Consider the following 19,022-nt stretch of genomic DNA (forward strand, 5'->3'; position numbering starts at 1 on the left):
GGACTTCACATGACGCCAACTCAGCCGACCACCAGACCAACAAGAGAGGTTACGCCGTGTCAGAACCCGTTTTATATCGTGTAAATCAGGGCGTTGCGGAGATAGTTTTAAACCGGCCCGAAAAGCATAACGCCTTTAACGTCGATGTTATTCAGTCCCTGAATGAAATGATTGACGAAACCGCCAACGACAGCGCCGTACGCATCGTCGTCCTACGCAGCGAAGGCAAGCATTTCTCCGCCGGCGCCGACCTGGAGTGGATGCGCGCCAACGCCAATGCGGACCATCAAGCCAATCTAGATGACGCCGCCGAACTGGCGAAACTCATGCGCGGCCTCTTTGAGCTCCCCAAACCAACCATCGCCCGGGTTCAAGGCAGCGCTTTCGGCGGAGCCCTGGGCCTGATCAGTTGTTGCGACATCGCCATCGCCAGCGCGCGCAGCAAATTCTGTCTCAGCGAAGTGAAACTGGGCATCCTGCCCGCGGTGATCAGCCCTTACGTACTCCGCGCCATTGGACCTCGCGCCATGCAGCGCTACACCCTGACCGCCGAGCTGTTCGACGCCAAGGAGGCGCTACGCTTTGGCCTGATCCACGAGATCGTCGAAGAGACCGGCCTGGATGCGGAGGTGGAGCTTTTCACCCGTCTGTTCAAGCAAAACGGCCCGCATGCCCTGTCCCGCGCTAAAGCGTTGTTGCGCCAGATCGAAGCCAGCCCCATTGACGACGCGCTGGTCGACTACACCACTCGCGCCATCGCCGACGTCCGCGTCTCCCCAGAGGGGCAGGAAGGCCTCAGCGCCTTTCTGGAGAAACGCCCCGCCGCCTGGACCCTTGCTGATGGAGCCGCCGAGCATGATTGAGACGCTACTGATCGCCAACCGCGGCGAGATCGCCAGCCGTATTATCCGCACCGCCAGTCGCATGGGCGTGCGCACAATCGCCGTATATGCGGATGTGGATCGTAACATGCCGTTCGTGCAGGAAGCTGACGAGGCTTATCCCCTGCATGGGGTAACCGCGACGGAAACCTATCTGAATCAGGATAAAATCATCGCCGTCGCGAAAAAATGCCACGCCGACGCTATCCATCCCGGCTATGGCTTCCTGTCGGAAAACGCCACCTTCGCCGCGCTTTGCGCGAAGGAGTCTCTGATCTTCATTGGCCCACCCGCCAAAGCCATCGACGCCATGGGCGATAAAGCCCGCGCCAAGCATCTGATGGAACAGGCCAATGTTCCCCTGATACCCGGCTATCACGGCGAAGATCAAAACGTAGAATTCTTACGAGCACAGGCTGAGGTAGTCGGCTACCCAGTCTTGCTTAAAGCCAGCGCGGGCGGCGGCGGCAAAGGCATGCGCGCCGTGCGCAGCCCTTCTGAGTTCGATGAACAGCTGGCGTCCGCGCAGCGTGAGGCGAAAAACGCCTTCGGCGATCAAACCATGCTGATCGAAAAGCTGATCGAACAGCCTCGTCACGTAGAAGTGCAAATTTTCTTCGACGCTCACGGCGAAGGCGTCTATCTGTTCGACCGCGACTGCTCTATTCAGCGTCGCCACCAGAAAATTATTGAAGAGGCCCCCGCTCCCAATCTAGAGAACGATACCCGCCGCAAGATGGGAGAGACGGCAGTGGCCTGCGGAAAAGCAATCGGTTATGTCGGAGCCGGCACCGTAGAGTTTCTGGTAGATAAAAACGAAAACTTCTATTTCATGGAAATGAACACCCGCCTGCAGGTGGAGCATCCGGTGACGGAAATGATCACGGGCCTCGACCTGGTGGAATGGCAGATCAAAGTCGCCGGCGGCGAACCTTTACCGGCGACCCAGGACCGCATTCGCAGCAATGGCTGCGCGATTGAAGCGCGCATCTATGCGGAAGACCCGGAGAATGGGTTTCTGCCCAGCGCCGGGGCCTTGAATTTCCTTTCCGCTCCGGCGAGCAACGAGCATACCCGCATTGACTGTGGCGTCGCGACAGGCTGCGAAATATCCCCCTTCTATGACCCGATGATCTCCAAAGTCATCGGCTGGGGCCCCACCCGCGAGATGGCGCGGCGACGCCTGAAAGATGCGCTGGCGGATTTCCTGGTGACTGGCGTCACCACCAACACAGGCTATCTGTGCCGCATCATCAACAGCGATGACTTCATCCAGGCGCGCTTGACGACTGGCTTCCTTGAAGCCAATCCAGGACTTGAAAAAGCGGAGCGTGAAGTTCCTTTCAACGCCAAGTGCGCGCTGGCGGCGCTGTATTGGTCAAACCTCAAAGGCGCGCCCAATGTCGCCGACCAGGACCCCTTTTCACCCTGGGCGCAGATCAACAACTGGCGCTTGAATCTGGTGGAAGCGTCAGAGTTTGAGTTCTGGCTCAAAGGCGATTCGTTCACCCTGTTGCTGGAGCATCACAACGACAAACTGAAAATCGGCGACGGCCAGCACTGGGCAGATGTCAGCTTCAACCGCAATCACTCTCATGTCGACCTGTGGGTGGACGGGGTGAAGAGCTGCTTCCGTTTCGCTATTTCAGAGAGCTGCATTGATCTGTTCAAAGACGGCGCGCACTGGCGCTTCGAAACCCCGGACGATAACACTCTGACGGAACACCATGTGCAGGACGGCGGCTCCCTCAACGCTCCCATGGGCGGCACCATCGTCAAAACAGCCGTACAAGCGGGTCAAGAGGTGGCCAAAGGCGATATTCTGGTGGTGATGGAAGCCATGAAGATGGAGCACAGTATCCGCGCTCCCGACGCCGGAACCGTCACGGAAGTGCTTTGCAAAGAAGGCGAAGTGGTTACGGCCAGCCAGATTCTGGTGGCGTTTGAAGCCAGCGGCGAAGGAGCCTGATATGTCCTCTGAAGTGAACGCCACGCATATCACCGGCGACCCGGATTTTGTTCGCATCGTAGAGGTAGGCCCTCGCGATGGCTTGCAGAACGAAAGCAAGCTGCTGAGCGTTGAAGAGAAAGTCCACCTTATCATGGGGCTGATCGACGCAGGCGTCAGTTATATCGAAGCAGGCAGCTTCGTTTCCCCGAAATGGGCGCCGCAAATGGGCAGCTCCGCCGAAGTGATCCAGCAGTTGCCGGAGCGCAAAGATGTGGTCTACGCCGCCCTGACGCCAAACCTGAAAGGCATGGAAGCGGCGCTACAGACTCAGGTCAACGAAGTGGCGGTGTTCACCGCCGCTTCCGAGGCGTTCAACCAGCGCAACATCAACTGTTCCATCCAAGAGAGCATTGAGCGCTTTCAACCGGTATTCGCATTGGCGCAGGAGCGCAACATCCCCGTTCGCGGCTATGTCAGCTGCGTGCTGGGCTGTCCTTATGAGGGGCGTATCGAGATATCCCAGGTTCTTAAAACCACTCGACTGCTGCTGGACGCAGGCTGTTACGAAGTGTCTCTGGGAGACACTATCGGCGTCGGCTCTACCCATCAGGTGGCCAACCTGCTGAAAGCCCTGCTATCCGAAATTCAGAGCGACCGGCTGGCGGTGCATTTCCACGACACCTACGGGCAGGCTCTGGCCAACATCGACACAGCCCTTAACCTCGGTATTCGCACTGTCGACGCCTCCGTGGCCGGATTGGGCGGCTGCCCCTATGCGAAAGGCGCGTCAGGCAATGTGGCGACGGAAGACGTGGTGTACATGCTGCACGGCAACGGCTTGAAAACAAACATTGATTTGAATCGCCTCGCCATGGTAGGTAATGAAATCTCCACCCTGCTGGCGCGCAATAACGGCTCTAAAGCCGGACTGGCGTTATCGCAGGCGCAATCTTCACAATAAGGATAATATCGGAGTCTATATGACCGCGCTTCCTTTATGGCGCCCCGAACACGAGCGAGTACAACAAGCAAGACTCACTGATTTCATTACATTTTTAAAGACCAAGAAACTGTCTCCGCCTTCTCACTACGACGCGCTGCATACCTGGTCCGTCGAAAATAAAGAAGCGTTCTGGCTGGGAATATGGGAATACTTTCAAGTCAAGGGCGATCTGGGCGGCGCGCCGTTTTTGCGCAATGCAGATAAAATGCCCGGCGCGCAGTGGTTCCCCGAAACCAAGATCAATTTCGCGGAAAACCTGCTTAAGCATCGCGGCGGCCAACCCGCCATTATCGTTAGAGGCGAAGACGGCAGACGCGAAGAGTTGAGCTTTGACGAGCTATCTCGACAAGTCGCCAAATTAGCGCAGTTTCTGAAAGCGAATGGCGTTGGCCCCGGCGATCGCGTCGCCGCGTTCATCCCAAACTGCGCCGAAGCGGTTATCGGCATGCTGGCCACCGCAAGTCTGGGTGGCGTCTGGTCTTCCTGCTCCCCCGACTTCGGGCTTAACGGCGTGATTGACCGCTTTGGCCAGATCGCCCCCAAACTGCTGATCGCCTGTCGCGGTTACAACTACAACGGCAAAGTGATCGACACCACGGATAGAGTACAGGACATCGTCGGCAAGCTTCCCGCTTTGCAAGGCGTGGTCTGGGTTAATTATCTGAAGAATCCGCGGGCGGCTCCGGCTGAACTGTCAGGCGTAACCGCCACAGCCTGGGAGGACATCGTCAATACGCCCGGAGAAACCGCCATCGAGTTCGTCCGGCGCGGGTTTGCCGAACCGCTCTACATCATGTACTCCTCAGGCACCACTGGCCAGCCCAAGTGCATCGTGCATGGCCAGGGCGGCACGCTGTTGCAGCACCTGAAAGAACTGGGATTGCATACCGACCTCAAACCCGGCGACCGCATATTTTATTACACCACCTGCGGCTGGATGATGTGGAACTGGCTGGTAAGCAGTCTGGCTATCGGCGCGACGCTGGTGCTGTATGACGGCTCCCCTTTTCATCCGTCGCCCTCTCATCTGTTCGACATCGCCCAGGAAGAGAAGATCAACGTATTCGGCTCCAGCGCCAAGTTCTACGCCGCCTGTGAGAAGAATCATCTCAAACCGGCGCAGACCCATCGTCTGGACAGTCTCAGAGCCATGCTTTCAACCGGTTCTCCGCTGGCTCATGAGAGCTTCGATTATATCTATCGGGACGTGAAGGCGGACGTCTGCCTGAGCAGCATATCCGGCGGCACTGACATTGTGTCCTGCTTCGCCCTGGGATGCCCCACACTGCCCGTTTACCGAGGCGAACTACAGTGCATCGGCCTGGGCATGGATGTCGAGTTTGTCGACGACTCAGGCCGCTCTCTGGCGCAAGGCAAAGGCGAGCTGGTCTGCAAGTCGCCCTTCCCTTCCATGCCGGTCGGATTTTGGAATGACGAGGATGGCGCGCGCTTCCACAGCGCTTATTTTTCCTCGATCGACAACATCTGGGCCCATGGAGACTACGGCGAATTCATCAGCCATGCGGAAAACGGCGAAGTGGTGCAAAAAGGCGTCATCATTCACGGCCGCTCTGACGCCGTACTTAATCCTGGCGGCGTGCGCATCGGCACCGCCGAAATCTATCGTCAGGTGGAGAAAATTGAGGAAGTGCTGGAAAGTATCGCGGTTGGACAGGCCTGGGGAGACGACGAGAGAGTCATTCTATTCGTCAAGACCCGCCCCGGCGTCGATCTGAACGACGAGCTATGCAGCCGCATCACCCAGACGATTCGCAAGAACACCACGCCCCGACATGTGCCGGCGAAGATCATTCAGATCGCCGACATTCCCCGCACCATCAGCGGCAAAATTGTTGAGCTGGCGGTGAAGAACGTCATTCACGGCAAGGAAGTTAAAAACAAGGACGCGCTAGCCAATCCGGAAGCGTTGCAGTTGTTTGAAGATCTTGAAGAATTGCGCGGCTAGAACAGCCTGAAGAAGAGATCCCTCCCCGGATTGGGGAGGGAGTATTCGTAAACTGGCTTAGAGAACTTTATCCAGCTCAGCTTCCAGTTGCGGAACCGCTTCGAACAAGTCCGCCACCAGACCGTAATCGGCTACCTGGAAGATCGGAGCTTCTTCGTCTTTGTTGATCGCAACGATCACTTTACTGTCGGACATACCCGCCAAGTGCTGAATCGCGCCGGAAATACCCACGGCGATATACAGCTGCGGAGCCACGATTTTACCAGTTTGACCGACCTGCATATCGTTGGGAACGAAGCCTGCGTCAACCGCCGCGCGAGATGCGCCAACCGCTGCGCCCAGCTTGTCAGCCACTTTGTACAGCATTTCGAAGTTGTCGCCGTTCTGCATGCCGCGACCACCGGAAACAACGATGTTCGCACTGGTCAGTTCAGGACGGTCGGACTTGGCCAGCTCTTCTTTCACGAAAGAAGAAATGCCTGCGTCGTGAGCCGCGCCAACGGATTCCACTGCAGCAGAGCCGCCTTCGGCCGCAACTGGGTCGAAACCGGTAGGACGCACGGTAATGACTTTGATCGCATCAGAGGATTGCACTGTGGCGATCGCGTTGCCCGCGTAGATAGGACGCACGAAGGTGTCAGCGGAATCAACACGGATGATGTCGGAAATCTGAGCCACGTCCAGCAGCGCTGCAACGCGGGGCATGAAGTCCTTACCAGTGGTGCCGGCGGAAGTCAGCACATGGCTGTAGCCTTTGCCCATTTCAGCGACCAGCAACCCCAGGTTTTCAGCCAGGAAGTGGCCGTAAGCGGCGTTGTCGGCGTGCAGTACTTTCGCAACGCCAGCTACTTTGGAAGCCGCTTCAGCGACAGCGCCGCAATCAGCGCCGGCAACCAAAACGTGAACGTCTCCGCCGATTTTTTGAGCGGCTGCGACAACGTTCAACGTAGCGGGTTTCAGAACCTTGTTATCGTGATCTGCAATTACCAGAATGCTCATCTTAAATCACCCTCGCTTCGTTCTTCAGCTTGTCCACCAGCTCAGCTACGCTGCCCACTTTAATGCCCGCCTGACGTTGCGCAGGGGCTTCCACTTTCAAGGTGGTCAGTCTGGGAGCGATTTCCGCGCCAAGATCCGCTGGGCTAACAGTGTCCAACGGCTTCTTCTTGGCCTTCATGATGTTGGGAAGAGAAGCGTAACGGGGTTCGTTCAGACGCAGGTCGGTGGTCACGATAGCAGGCAGGTTCAACGCCACGGTCAGCAGACCGCCGTCGATTTCGCGAGTAACGTTGACTTTATCGCCCTCAACAACCACTTCGGATGCAAAGGTGCCCTGCGCGTAACCGCACAACGCCGCCAGCATCTGACCAGTCTGATTGTTGTCGGTGTCGATGGACTGTTTGCCCAGAATCACCAGCTTGGGTTGCTCTTTTTCTACAACCGCTTTCAGCAGCTTGGCGGCCGCCAGAGATTGAATCTCCTCGTCGGTCTCCACGTGGATGCCGCGGTCAGCGCCCAGCGCCAATGCGGTGCGGATTTGTTCCTGAGCGGCTTTGGGGCCGATGGAAACTACAACGACTTCTGTAGCGACGCCTTTCTCTTTCAGGCGTACGGCTTCTTCCACTGCGATTTCGCAGAATGGATTCATCGCCATTTTTACGTTTGTCAGGTCTACACCGGTATTATCCGGCTTTACTCGTACTTTAACGTTGTAATCAATTACTCGTTTTACAGCGACCAGAACCTTCATAGATTCCTCGTTTGTGTTGTGATGTGTAATTAACGAAGCATATCCTCGCGGCTCTGGATTTTTATCCCGATAACCACCCTGTCGAAAACCGGGTTCTCGGCCAAAAACTTCAGCCGAAACGCCAGGATATGGTCCAAACAAAGCAGGCTAATACTGAACGCTTATCCCACTCAGGTCAATATTCAGAGCCGCGCCTGACGCGTCCGAAAAGGACCTGCGATCAAAGGACGATCGATTTATTGTTAACGCCGAAAAATATTCGGGTTCACTCCGTCCCGGAATTCAGGAAGCGGCCTCGCAGGCGTCGCCTGAGGCCCCGACGCTCAACGCCGGAAACGCTCTTCTTAACTGCGTGCCGCTTATTAAAGGCGATTTTCCGCAAAAATTCAAACAAACGTTTGTTTGAGTGGGCGAATGATATATGCTACCTGGACTTAATCCATTATACTTCTGACGATTTTTAATAACTGCAGCACAGCGTAGTCGGAAAAATAAGACAGGATAAAATCAGTCAGGGACGCAGCTCGACCGCTTCTGCGGGACAGCATCGTCGCAGCTTTTCGCGACCCCCAAAAGCCGTGTTGCCTATAAACTTTTTAGACTGAGAGTTGTGAAGCTAAAAGGAGATCAATGGTGGAACGCGAATCGATGGAGTTTGACGTACTAATCGTGGGCGCAGGACCGGCGGGCTTATCAGCCGCCTGCAAAATTCTCCAGTTGGCCAAGGATAAAGGGCAGGAACTGACCGTATGCGTCGTGGAGAAAGGATCGGAAGTCGGCGCGCATATTCTGGCCGGCACCGTCTTCGAACCCACCGCTCTGAACGAGCTCTTCCCTAATTGGAAGGAAGAAGGCGCTCCCCTCAATACCCCCGTCACCCGAGACGACATTTTCGTATTACGCAGCCAGGAAAACGCCATCAAGGTCCCCAATGCGTTTGTGCCCCGCAATATGCACAACGAAGGCAACTACATCATCAGCCTGGGCAACCTGTGCCGCTGGCTGGCGGAGCAGGCGGAAGGCCTTGGCGCGGAAATCTACCCCGGCTTCCCCGCCGCCGAGATTCTGTACCACGAAGACGGCGGCGTAAAAGGCATCATCACCGGCGACATGGGTGTGGGCCACAACGGCGAGCATAAAGACTCCTACACGCCCGGCATGGAATTGCACGCCAAATACACCCTGTTCTGCGAAGGCTGCCGCGGCCATTTGGGCAAAGAACTGATCGCCAAATTTAAATTGGACGAAGGCAAAGACCCGCAGCACTACGGCATCGGCATCAAAGAACTGTGGGACATCGATCCCGCCAAGCATGAGCCCGGCCTGGTCGTCCACACGACGGGTTGGCCATTGGCTGAAAGCAGTTCTACCGGCGGCTCTTTCCTTTACCACCTGGAGAACAATCAGGTCTATGTCGGTCTGATTACCGACCTGGGTTACAGCAACCCGCATGTTTCTCCATTCGAAGAGTTTCAACGTCTGAAGCTGCATCCGGAAATCAGCAAATATCTGGAAGGCGGCAAGCGTGTGTCCTACGGCGCCCGCGCCATCACCAAAGGTGGTTTTAACGCTCTGCCGAAGCAGACTTTCCCTGGCGGTTTATTGCTAGGCTGCGACGCCGGCACCTTGAACTTCTCCAAGATCAAAGGCTCTCACACCGCCATGAAGTCCGGCATGCTCGGCGCAGAAGCAGTGTTTGAAGCACTCCAGAAAGGCTCTGAAGGCAAAGAAGACCTCACCGCTTTCACCGATAAGTACAAAGCGTCCTGGCTCTACAAAGAGCTGTACGAAGAAAGAAACTTCGGACCGGGCATGCACAAGTTCGGCAACATCCTGGGCGGCGCTCTGGCGTTCTTCGAGCAGAATATTCTGCGCAGGAGCCTGCCCATTACACTGCGTGATCTGAAGAAAGATCACGAGACACTGAAGCCCGCCAGCGAGTGTCCGAAAATCAGCTATCCGAAGCCGGATAACAAGCTGACGTTCGACCGTCTGACCTCAGTGTTCCTGTCGAACACCAACCATGAAGAAGACCAGCCCTGTCATTTGACCCTCAAGGACAAAGACGTGCCAATCAACTACAACCTGCCCAAGTACGACGAACCGGCGCAACGCTACTGTCCTGCCGGCGTTTACGAAGTGGTTGAGAATGACGACGGCGGCAAGCGCTTCCAGATCAACGCGCAAAACTGCGTACACTGCAAAACCTGCGATATCAAAGATCCCACCCAGAACATCATCTGGGTCACCCCGGAAGGCGGCGGCGGCCCCAACTATCCGAACATGTAGTGAAAACTATCCAAACATGCAGTGCAAAAAAGCCGGTTCACGCCGGCTTTTTATTTAGGCTGTAACCCTGCTCCGACAGCCTGAAGCGTCAGCAATCAGTCCACCTGCAATCGCACTTTAACCATCATGGTGTTTTTCTTATCGGGTTTGGCGGCCAGGGTTTCCAGGCTGGGCCAGTATGGCATTTGTTTGTCGCCGTCGTATTCGTAAGTCAGGGTCAGGCTGTCTTTGCTTTGCCCGGTAATGAGACCGGTGCGCCCTTCGCCCAGTATCGGAGTGTCGCTCAGTTGCTGTAGCGACTGCCAGATTTCCTGTTCGAATTTCTTCATTCCCGCTTTGACGTCCGCCGGATCATCGCTTGCCGCCAAGGGGTAGTCATTGATCCCATCCGGGTTAAGCGGTGGATATAGACGTAACTTTATAGGCTCATTAAAGGCGCCGCTTTCATCCAAGACCTGATTAGCGCCATTACGGTCTGTCAGCGTAGTGACGTCTTTAACATTCAAGGAAGGCTCCCATTCCGCAGAAAACTCGTAGCCCTGTCCATACAACGAAGGTTGCAGAGTTTTGATGGTCAAACCAGTGACTTTCCCCGAAGCCGACACTTCCCGCTTGGTGCGTACATAGTCGGACGCATCCGGCGTATCCGACTCAAGATACAGATTGACTTTCACCTCCCCCTGCACCACCAGCTCACTATCATCACCCAGTGGCATATAGGGCTCCGATTCCCAACTTCCGCGCCCGTATTCAGGGTCCATATCCGGGATCAGCGTATCCAGGTCGGGTCGAATCCAGACCGCCTGATCGGCGTTAGCGACCAGGCTATATGACCAGTCAATCTGGGTGGTTTCCGGTCCGCTCAACCCCTGATGAACCTTGTGCTCCACTTTGGAGCCCTCCTGTTCGATTTTCAGTTCCACAAACAGCCGGCCTTTGCGCCAGCCATCATCGGCGGGATTCCAGTCGAGGGCGTCGTCCTCAATATCCATATCGCCATCAATACTGTAATCCGGCGGCGCTTCCACCTCGTCATCGCCACCCGGTCCGGCGTCAGGCGATGAGTCTGAACAGGCGCTTAGAGCAGCAATGCCGGCCAGCGCCCAGCAGCGAAACAGCAAAGGAAAGGCTAGGATTATTTTCTTATTTTTCATAAAAGTGGAGGGCTTCCTGAAAATGAGGGATACACGTCACCGCATGCTATCAGGGAGCGATAAGATTAGAAATGTGGAAAGAGCACATCTTAAAGTGATGGTCGACGCCGAAGCGTCATGCACGCAGCGCTTCCGCCAAGGCAGCCCGGGCCAGCAGACGAGTGGAGTCTAATGTTGGCAGCGGGCAATCATCGGGATTGATCAACAGTGGAATTTCAGTGCAACCCAGCACCACCGCATCGCAACCGCGGTCTCTTAATCGCCGGATTGCTTCATTGAAACGCAATCTGGACCCTTCTTTGAACTCCCCGTTCACCAGTTCGTTGAAAATCACTTGATCAATGAGTTCTCGATCCGCCTCATTCGGAATCAGGCTGCCGATATCGAACTTGCTCAAGGCTTGAGGATAGACAGGCCCAGTCATCAGAAAGCGCGTACCGGTGATTCCCAGCTTGCGATAGCCTCGCATCTGCGCCGCCTGCGCCACGGTTTCCGCGATATGCAGCCAGGGAATGGGCGATTCGGCCTGCACCATCTGAAACGCCTGGTGAATAGTGTTATCCGGACAGATGGCGAAGTCCGCGCCCATCATCGCCAGCTTGCGGACGGACGACAGCATCAAATCCGCCACTCCGCGCCAATCGCCCTCATTCAGATAAGGCATGTAATCCGCCACTGGGTGCGTATGCAGCGATACTTCCGGATGCCGATGCTCTCCCATCAACACAGGGGCTTCCGCACAGATAGTGCGATAACAAAGGGCGGCGCCCTCGGCGCTACATGCCACGATGCCGATATGTCTGGACACCTTTCTCTTCCTCGTCGTCCCGTCCATATTTAGGGCCATTTTTACGCAACCCGAAGCCTCTGCGATCTAGCCCAGCATCTTCATCGCAAGATAAATGAGTATACCGATGGCCAACATGATCCATCCTGTTTTAGCGTGGGACTCACCTTCAGGCGCTGGAGCGGATGGTTGGGCCTGCTGTTGTGACTGCACTGGAGAGGAAGTTCGCACTGGCGCGGCATCCGCAGAAGACGTAGCCGGAACCGCTTGCGCCTGCTGTTCCGCTTTCTCCGCCTTGCGCTCTTCCTTCACCTGCTCCGCCGTCTTCTCCAGTTCCGGCGCAGCCGTCGCTTGCGCCTGCCACCAATCGTCGCGAGGCGCTTCGCCTTTCGCCGCCTTCATGCGCATGCGTTTTTTATTCAACGCCAGTACGCGGGAAGGTTTCACTTTCACGCCATATTTCAGCTTCAACTGGGCCACTTTCTGTTGCAGCGGCACGCCTTTTTCCGGGTTCACCATCGCCACATAATTAGCGAAGCCGTCGATGGCGGCGAACAACTCACCCCGTCCCCAGGATTTTCCTGCGGGACCGTCTCTGTCGATTTGAAATAAGAGCGCGCGAAACCGCTTCAGTTGTTTTCTCTCCACCGACGCCTTGTCATTCACGACGACGCCGGTGACTTCCTGTCTGCGATGTTTGCGCATAATCCGGGTTTTGTCCGGATGCACCACAAAACCTTCATCCTTGATGATGCTACGGCAGCGCCACAACAGACGCTTGACGTCATCGTCCGACTTGCCGTCGGCGGAGAAGGTCACGTCGTCCGCGTAACGGGTATAAGTGAAGCCGAGTTTGGCGGCCATGCTTTGCAAACGACGATCAAGCTTCCGACAAATCACATTGCTGATCGCCGGGCTGGTCGGAGCGCCCTGAGGCAAGAAACGTTCGCCTTCGCTGACAAACCATTTCTGGCCATCCATTTCCACTTCCTGCATTTTTGGCTGTGAACACAGTAACCCGAGAATAGTGGCGATCTGTTCACTGTAACCAAGATGTCGAAACGCGCCTTTGATGCGCGCATAGGAAACGGTTGGGAAAAAGTCCTTCAAATCCAGGTTGATGACCACGCCTTTGCCGACGTGGGGCTGCGCATTAGACACAATGGAGCGCTCGACGACAAAGCCATGCGCGGCCTCATGCAGAGACAGCGGCGCCAAGATGTTGTCCAGAATCCAATACTGCGCTCTCTTCATACGCGGCATGGGAGCGGAAATCTCGCGCACGCCGCCGGTCTTTTTGGCGATAGCGAACTGTTGATAGTGGCTGAGCTTGGACACCTCTTTGCTGTAGGCGAGGAAACGCAATTCGTTCAACGTCACGCCCATCGCCGACGCCAACTCCTCGGCGGCGTTTATGACCGGCAGATTCTGACTGCGCAGACGTGCGTCATCTGAGGCTGCATCGCCCAATCCCCCTGACACGTTTTCGCCAAGGTAGGTGATCTGTTGCGCCTGCACCTCGCGCCAATGTTGCGCCCGCTGGAATCGCTCTTCGTTGCGCTTGCGACGCGTCTCTTCCCGCTTGGCCAGCGCCGCCTGCTTGCGCTGTTTGTGCATTTCCTTCAATGCTTTTTCTGGATCGGAGTACAGCATCTGCTGTTGCCCCAGCTCCCGCAACGCCGCCTGCAGTTCAGCGCGCTTTTTGATAAACGCTTCCGACAAAGAAGGCTTCTCGGAATTATCCGGCCAAAATCCCAGACGCACCATCTCGGAGAGAATGTACTCGTCCTTGCTGGTTTCGCGGATACGTTGATAGATTTCCTGACGGGTCAGTTTTTTCTCTTCGCTCATCTCAACGCCCTCCTCTCAATGCTGGCGACAACGGCGCGCTGCGACGACCGACACGCACGGAAACAGACTGACCGCTGACAGGAGCGGATAACGAGTTGTATGTGTGGTTTGAAGATGAGGACGCCAGGGAGCGCGCCGGAGAGGCGCAAAAAGAAGGCGGTAGCGCGACATGGTTTCCCTTCGTAGAATTCTCAGAACTGGACTGATCAACTCGACGCCGTACGCACCACCTATCGCTCATTGGTTTCGTAGAAACCAAACCGCAATAGCGATAGGTGGTGCAGTACGGCCCAGTAAAGATCTGGCCAGTGAAGCGTGATAAGTCTAAAAGCAAGAACGGCGATCCACCGCTCGGATTGCAAGGTAGTTTTGTCGCGCTACCGCCGTCGGGCAGTATAACAACCTGCGTTAAACAAGCAAACCCTGCCGTTGATTTAACAGGAAAAAATGCGTTCATCGCCCTGCCTCCTCTGCCCCAGCGAAGACATAGGGGTGCTGAATCTGATGTTGCTTGCGCAGCGCCAGCATGTGCTCACAGGGTCCTTTGCGCAAACGGTTATGCACGTAAAAGTGACACTGACATTCACCCTGACGCAGTCTCTGATCGGCGTCGATCGCCACTTTGGGATGGTATGCGACGGCGTTGTCGGTTACTTCCCCCTGCAATGACAGCACGCCATTATTGACGTCCACCGCGCTCAGTTTCACCAAATTGGCTTTGTTAAAGTTATCCGCTTTTTCTTCACGCTCATTGGCGAAGCGCAACTGGGTTATGGGCAGAGGCTCCCGGCTTAATTCACGAACGCGATAAACGCCCTCCGCCAGATCGAACAGAACCTGCCCCTGCTGGCTGTATATGGACAACGCGGATTGCACCACGGTCTCGTCCAGCCCCAAACGCGCAGCCAGACTACCGGCGCTCTCCAGCCAGTTTTCCTGTAGTCCGTGATAGACGCGACGCAGCGTGATTTCATCCACTTCCGCTCGCGGCGCCATCAAATCAAAGTTACCCATACGCGACCAGTCATTGGCGCTCCAGCCGGACAGCCCCAAGGTAAAGGTCAGATCACCCATTTCCGCCACATAGAAACTGGGCAGGCCATCGCCCATGAGATGCACGACGAATTTGTCCGCCACCGGAATCAAGCGCTCCAGAATATGCAGGCGACGACGCCCCCACACGCGGATGCTGCGCGCTTCATGACCCTGATAGATAGAACGGCTGCACACCACTTCTTCACCCCAGGGCTCGAATATCACCCGCACCGGCTTGCCGGGCTCCAGTTCGTAACGCATCGCCCTTGGACCAACCCGCTCTTTCTTGCGGCGCAGCACATAACACAGGTTATGCACGTCCATAGGTTGCAATTCGATCTTCACCATCGGCAACGTCATCGCCGAACTGACCTGCAGAAAACCGCGCACCCAGCTTTCCGGCAGATCGATTTTCTTCTCATCGAACTGATCGTCATCGCCGGTCTGCACGCTGAAACCGCCAGGGTCCACCTGCAGCAAGGTTTCACGGTAATCGCGAATTTTCTGAAACTCGTTATACAACCCTTGAGAGTAATCAATGTTCGTGGTGCCGCAGGCGGTGTCGCTGATCGTCTCAAACACCTCGTAGCCACAGCTCAACTTGCCATAGCTGGATTCATCTTCAGAAAAACATTCGAAGAACACCTGGTCTGGATGCACGGTGATCACCGGGTCCAGCACATACCAGGCGTCCAGATCATGTTTGTACAGATAGTTGAAATACTGACGCTGAGCGTCGTAGTAAGGCTTGAGTACTTTGTCGCTCTGCTTGTTCAGATCGTCCAGCTCGCTGCGCAGAGAGCGAATCTCCGTCTGCAGCGATTCTTTGCGGGACATGAATTCCGCAAGCATGTTCTGCTCTTCCTGAGCCAGCCAGCGCTTGTATTCTTCTTTGTCTTTGGGCTGAAAACGCATGTCGGAAATGACCACGTTATGCAGCGCGGAAATCGCTTCGCGAAAGGCGATATGTTTTCTCAGTTTGCCGACGAAGTGGGTCGGCGGCCGCAGGCTGTCCGGGGCGAAGGACAGGTCCGTCTTGCCCGCATTGCTGTCCACGCGGCTGTGTCCGTGATAACGGTAGCGAAACTCCATCAACGGCTCCTTAATATTCTCTTACTTCGGCGGGCTTGACGCTGAGCGGCGTTCCCAGTTGCGGATAGTGCCGACGCAGATCCAGCAAAGCCTTGATCAACGCAGCTTTGTCTTTGTGCACGACGGTCAGGGAAATGCGGGTGAACAAATCCGCCGCCATATTGGCCACCTGTTCATCGAGCAGCGACTGCTCGGATAAAAACGCCAGAATACGATCCTTACAGACGCGACTGCGATTCACCTGCGACAGCACCGTGGTGAAGTAGCCTTGCAGGCTGAAAATGCGCTCAGGGTGACCGGCGGCGTATTCATTGAGAAAGTTGCTCACGAAAAACTGCACATTGGCCGAAGGGTGCTGACTGAGCTTCAACAGATACTCGACGCCGTTTTGCTCCTGGAAGAAACGCTGCAATAGTTCCATGCCATAGCGTTGCACGTCCGGCCGCACGCTGTCGCACAGGTACACCACCAGCTCAGGCGTCCACAGAGTTTCGCCGGCGTCCTCATAATGGCTGCGGAAGAAAGCGAAACCGAACTCGCGGCAGTCATCCCAGTCAGAATCGAGAATGCGCAATGCGTCGCGAATCTCCGCCAGAATACGATCCGGGTTAGCTTCATAGGCGTTATAGGCGTATTGACGCACCGCCACATCGGGATGCTTCGCCAACTGCGCCCATTGACGGACGCTAAACTGCAGCGGACTGCGTTGCTGCAACAGCAGCGCGCCAATCTGCTGGGCGCCGGTGGATTGCGCCTGCAACAGACGCCAGCAGGTATTATCGTCCACGGCGTCGAACGCAGCGGTGAGTGCGTCCTTGAAGAAAGCCAGCCACTCTTCACGCTGGCCGTCCTGTTTCTCGCTACGGAATGTATACGGCAATAAGTGATGCAGAATCGCCTGCGCCCATTCCCGCTGCGCCAGCGCCAAACGTTTAAGAATAGCGGCGGCGGCGTTGCGGTCATCCGCCTCGCCCTCGAAGAACTGCAAGGTGAGCAAACCCGCCTGTTTAATCAGTTCTGCGTCCGGCTGCTTGCCTAACAGCAAGGTCTGGCAAGCGCGCACCGCCGACGAGTCTGACTGCATGATATGTTGCAGCAAGCGCTCGGGAATATCGCCAAAGCCGACGCCATGAGCCACCAGCAAACGCGCGCCGAACAGTTGCAACGCCGTACTGCGCTCCGCCAGCAGACGGTCGATCAAGTGCAGAGACAGCTCCCGGCAGGCGTCTGCGAAGCGGGCGATACAGAAGTCCGCCAGCCACACGGCGTGAGATTCCTGCGCCAGGGCCGGCGGCAGTTCAGGCGTCGTTTGCAACGCCTGTTCGATCAGAGCATGCAGACACTGGGCCTGATCGGAAGCAGACCATAAATGCTGTGCGGTCTTATCCGCCGCAAAGCGGCGTACTTCGTCATACTGCGCCAATAATAACGCCGTCAGCAGTGACGCTTCGGCCAGGGACGCCTGCGGCAGTCGCGCCAGAATTTCCATTCCCAGCGCCCGCGCTTCATCCAGGCCGCTGTTCAGCAACGCCAGCAGCAGTCCCTGTTCGATATTGCCGTCCAGGCGGGTCCGCGCGAGCTGCAATGCGAATCGCTGAGTCGCCTCATAACGGCTGCGCAACAGACGCCCAATATCAGAGACAGCAATTTCCGCACAAAAAGTCCTACTCGCCGCCAATACTTTGCAAGCGAACGCGTGTACTGGCTCGCACTGGCTCTCCAGCAACAAACGCAACGCGCAATCGGGGCGCTGATCCCAGAGATGCGCGAAGGCCTCCTCACGAGCCCCCTCTGCAGGCTCATCAGAGACTTTTATCCAGGCGCGCCCGCTGGGCGCTAATTTATATTGCGAGCTGGAGCCGCGCAGAATATGGTTGAACGCGAGCAAACCCGCATAGTGGCCGTAGAAGTTGCTTGATACCAGCTTGTGCTCGTAACGGCGGCCATTGCGCTCCCAGCGATAGAAGTCTGACTTGCGGGATTGTCCCGCGTCCGCATCCGACACCGTCAGCAGGATTTCCGTCGCCATGTCGACATAACGCAGATCGTCCACCTGCCCGATGCGCTTGATGCTGCGCCAGCTACGACGGCGCAGGTAGTTGCGGGTCTTGTTGGAGTAGGCGACTTTGGGATCGGGCTTTTTCAGCTCGCTTTTCGGTTTGAAGCTGCCCACGCCCGGCAACCAGGCCCAGTCCCATTGGTATTGGAAGAACTCACGACTGGTCTCAAAACGCCGCGTCAGCAGGGCGAACATACGAGCGTCCAGACGGAATTCAGCGGCTTTGTAGATATAACGCACGCCACTGAATACGCCTGGCGCCAGCTTGCACTGACTGAGCCAGCCGTATAGCGCCTGATAGAGCGCAGGATAATGCAGCGCCAGCAGATAAGCGTTTTTTAATAGATCATTGGCGCCGGCGGGTGCGGCGTTCAGACCGTTTTCCAGTTGCAGACGCACGCCCACGTCGTCGCCGGAGGTCAGCGCCTGTTGTAATGGCGAGGGCATCTGATTCCATTGCGTTTGCAACAGCGTCATTCTTTGCGAGGGTTCCGTCAGGGCCAGTATCGACTCAAACGCCATGGCGCTGACGGTGCTGTTTTTCGAATTCTGCAAGCGATGCAGATCTTCCATGTAATCTGTCGCGCGGGTGCGTCCCAACGCCCAGGCGACCGCAAAATCCTGCAGCCAGTCCCCTTTGCCGACGCACCCCGCCAACTCCTGCCCGGCTTCTGGGCGGCCTAACTCGCCCAGCCGCCAGATCAGGCGGGCCCGCTTGCCGTTATCCCATTCCTGACGCAGCTTTTCCAGCAGCCTCACCAACAGGTCCGTGGGGCCATCCTGAACAGCCGCCCTGGGGCCAGAGTCCCCCGCAGGCGTTGAAGGCGCGCCACGACTGGCGTCGTAATAACCTTTGTTCGTCTTTGAAACGACAACGCTGTCGAACAGCTTTTCCGCTTCCTCCAAGGTCACCGGCGCGGGCGTTTTTGTGCCTTCGCGTAACGCTCCACCCTGACGGCCGTAGCGAAAATTGACCAGAAAACGGTCGTCCTTACGGCTGGCCGCTTCGCATAAATCAACTTCGTAAACCTTGTTGGAGTTTCCTTCCTGAAAATGCAGGCTGGCCTTTTTTATCAGCTTCATATCGGCTTTATCCTTACGGGATAACAGGATGCGTCGCTCCAAATTAAAATTGCGGCCCTCACTGGCGAAGCCTTGCGCTGATCAAAACGAGCGTCCCATCTCGTTTTCGTGAGTCATGCGG

General features: G+C 56.3%; 12 protein-coding genes. 5 read left to right on the plus strand and 7 right to left on the minus strand.

Annotated elements, in window-relative coordinates; translation table 11 throughout:
- Positions 1 to 56 precede the first annotated feature (56 nt).
- The 4 genes from AC2IBB_RS19560 to AC2IBB_RS19575 are packed head-to-tail and all read left to right on the plus strand — an operon-like array spanning position 57 to position 5,801.
- A complete protein-coding gene (locus AC2IBB_RS19560; RefSeq protein WP_486328435.1) occupies positions 57 to 863 on the plus strand; it encodes an enoyl-CoA hydratase-related protein in 807 nt (268 codons plus the stop codon).
- Positions 856 to 2,850 (plus strand): acetyl/propionyl/methylcrotonyl-CoA carboxylase subunit alpha, encoded by a 1,995-nt coding sequence (locus AC2IBB_RS19565; RefSeq protein ID WP_486328436.1) that lies wholly within the window; start codon positions 856 to 858, stop codon positions 2,848 to 2,850. Before AC2IBB_RS19560 ends, AC2IBB_RS19565 begins: the two co-directional genes overlap by 8 nt.
- A gap of 1 nt (position 2,851) precedes the next feature.
- A complete protein-coding gene (locus tag AC2IBB_RS19570; RefSeq protein WP_486328437.1) occupies positions 2,852 to 3,793 on the plus strand; it encodes a hydroxymethylglutaryl-CoA lyase in 942 nt (313 codons plus the stop codon).
- 19 nt (positions 3,794 to 3,812) lie between these two features.
- Positions 3,813 to 5,801 (plus strand): acetoacetate--CoA ligase, encoded by a 1,989-nt coding sequence (locus tag AC2IBB_RS19575; RefSeq protein WP_486328438.1) that lies wholly within the window; start codon positions 3,813 to 3,815, stop codon positions 5,799 to 5,801.
- Positions 5,802 to 5,858: 57 nt separating this feature from the next.
- Here the strand turns inward: AC2IBB_RS19575 and AC2IBB_RS19580 are convergent, their stop codons facing one another.
- Entirely contained in the window at positions 5,859 to 6,800 is a 942-nt protein-coding gene (locus tag AC2IBB_RS19580) for an electron transfer flavoprotein subunit alpha/FixB family protein (protein WP_011397736.1), read from the minus strand.
- 1 nt (position 6,801) lies between these two features.
- Positions 6,802 to 7,551, minus strand: a complete 750-nt coding sequence (locus tag AC2IBB_RS19585) for an electron transfer flavoprotein subunit beta/FixA family protein (protein ID WP_486328439.1) — start codon at positions 7,549 to 7,551, stop codon at positions 6,802 to 6,804.
- A 630-nt stretch (positions 7,552 to 8,181) separates the two neighbouring features.
- On the opposite strand from AC2IBB_RS19585, the gene AC2IBB_RS19590 reads away from it, so the two are divergent.
- Positions 8,182 to 9,840 (plus strand): electron transfer flavoprotein-ubiquinone oxidoreductase, encoded by a 1,659-nt coding sequence (locus tag AC2IBB_RS19590; protein ID WP_486328440.1) that lies wholly within the window; start codon positions 8,182 to 8,184, stop codon positions 9,838 to 9,840.
- A gap of 95 nt (positions 9,841 to 9,935) precedes the next feature.
- Here the strand turns inward: AC2IBB_RS19590 and AC2IBB_RS19595 are convergent, their stop codons facing one another.
- From AC2IBB_RS19595 to AC2IBB_RS19615, 5 genes are all read right to left on the minus strand, one after another.
- The gene (locus AC2IBB_RS19595; RefSeq protein ID WP_486328441.1) at positions 9,936 to 10,994 is read right to left on the minus strand and encodes a hypothetical protein; all 1,059 of its coding nucleotides are present in this window, start codon (positions 10,992 to 10,994) and stop codon (positions 9,936 to 9,938) included.
- Between the two features lie 115 nt (positions 10,995 to 11,109).
- On the minus strand, positions 11,110 to 11,802 hold the full coding sequence (locus AC2IBB_RS19600; protein ID WP_486328442.1) for an aspartate/glutamate racemase family protein: 693 nt from the start codon (positions 11,800 to 11,802) through the stop codon (positions 11,110 to 11,112).
- A 66-nt stretch (positions 11,803 to 11,868) separates the two neighbouring features.
- Complete coding sequence (locus AC2IBB_RS19605; RefSeq protein ID WP_486328443.1) at positions 11,869 to 13,632, minus strand: reverse transcriptase family protein; 1,764 nt, start codon at positions 13,630 to 13,632, stop codon at positions 11,869 to 11,871.
- A gap of 453 nt (positions 13,633 to 14,085) precedes the next feature.
- Positions 14,086 to 15,759, minus strand: a complete 1,674-nt coding sequence (locus tag AC2IBB_RS19610; protein WP_486328444.1) for an SWIM zinc finger family protein — start codon at positions 15,757 to 15,759, stop codon at positions 14,086 to 14,088.
- A gap of 10 nt (positions 15,760 to 15,769) precedes the next feature.
- Complete coding sequence (locus AC2IBB_RS19615; RefSeq protein ID WP_486328445.1) at positions 15,770 to 18,901, minus strand: WGR domain-containing protein; 3,132 nt, start codon at positions 18,899 to 18,901, stop codon at positions 15,770 to 15,772.
- Positions 18,902 to 19,022 lie beyond the last annotated feature (121 nt).

The organism is Hahella sp. NS-SX17, from assembly GCF_057367735.1.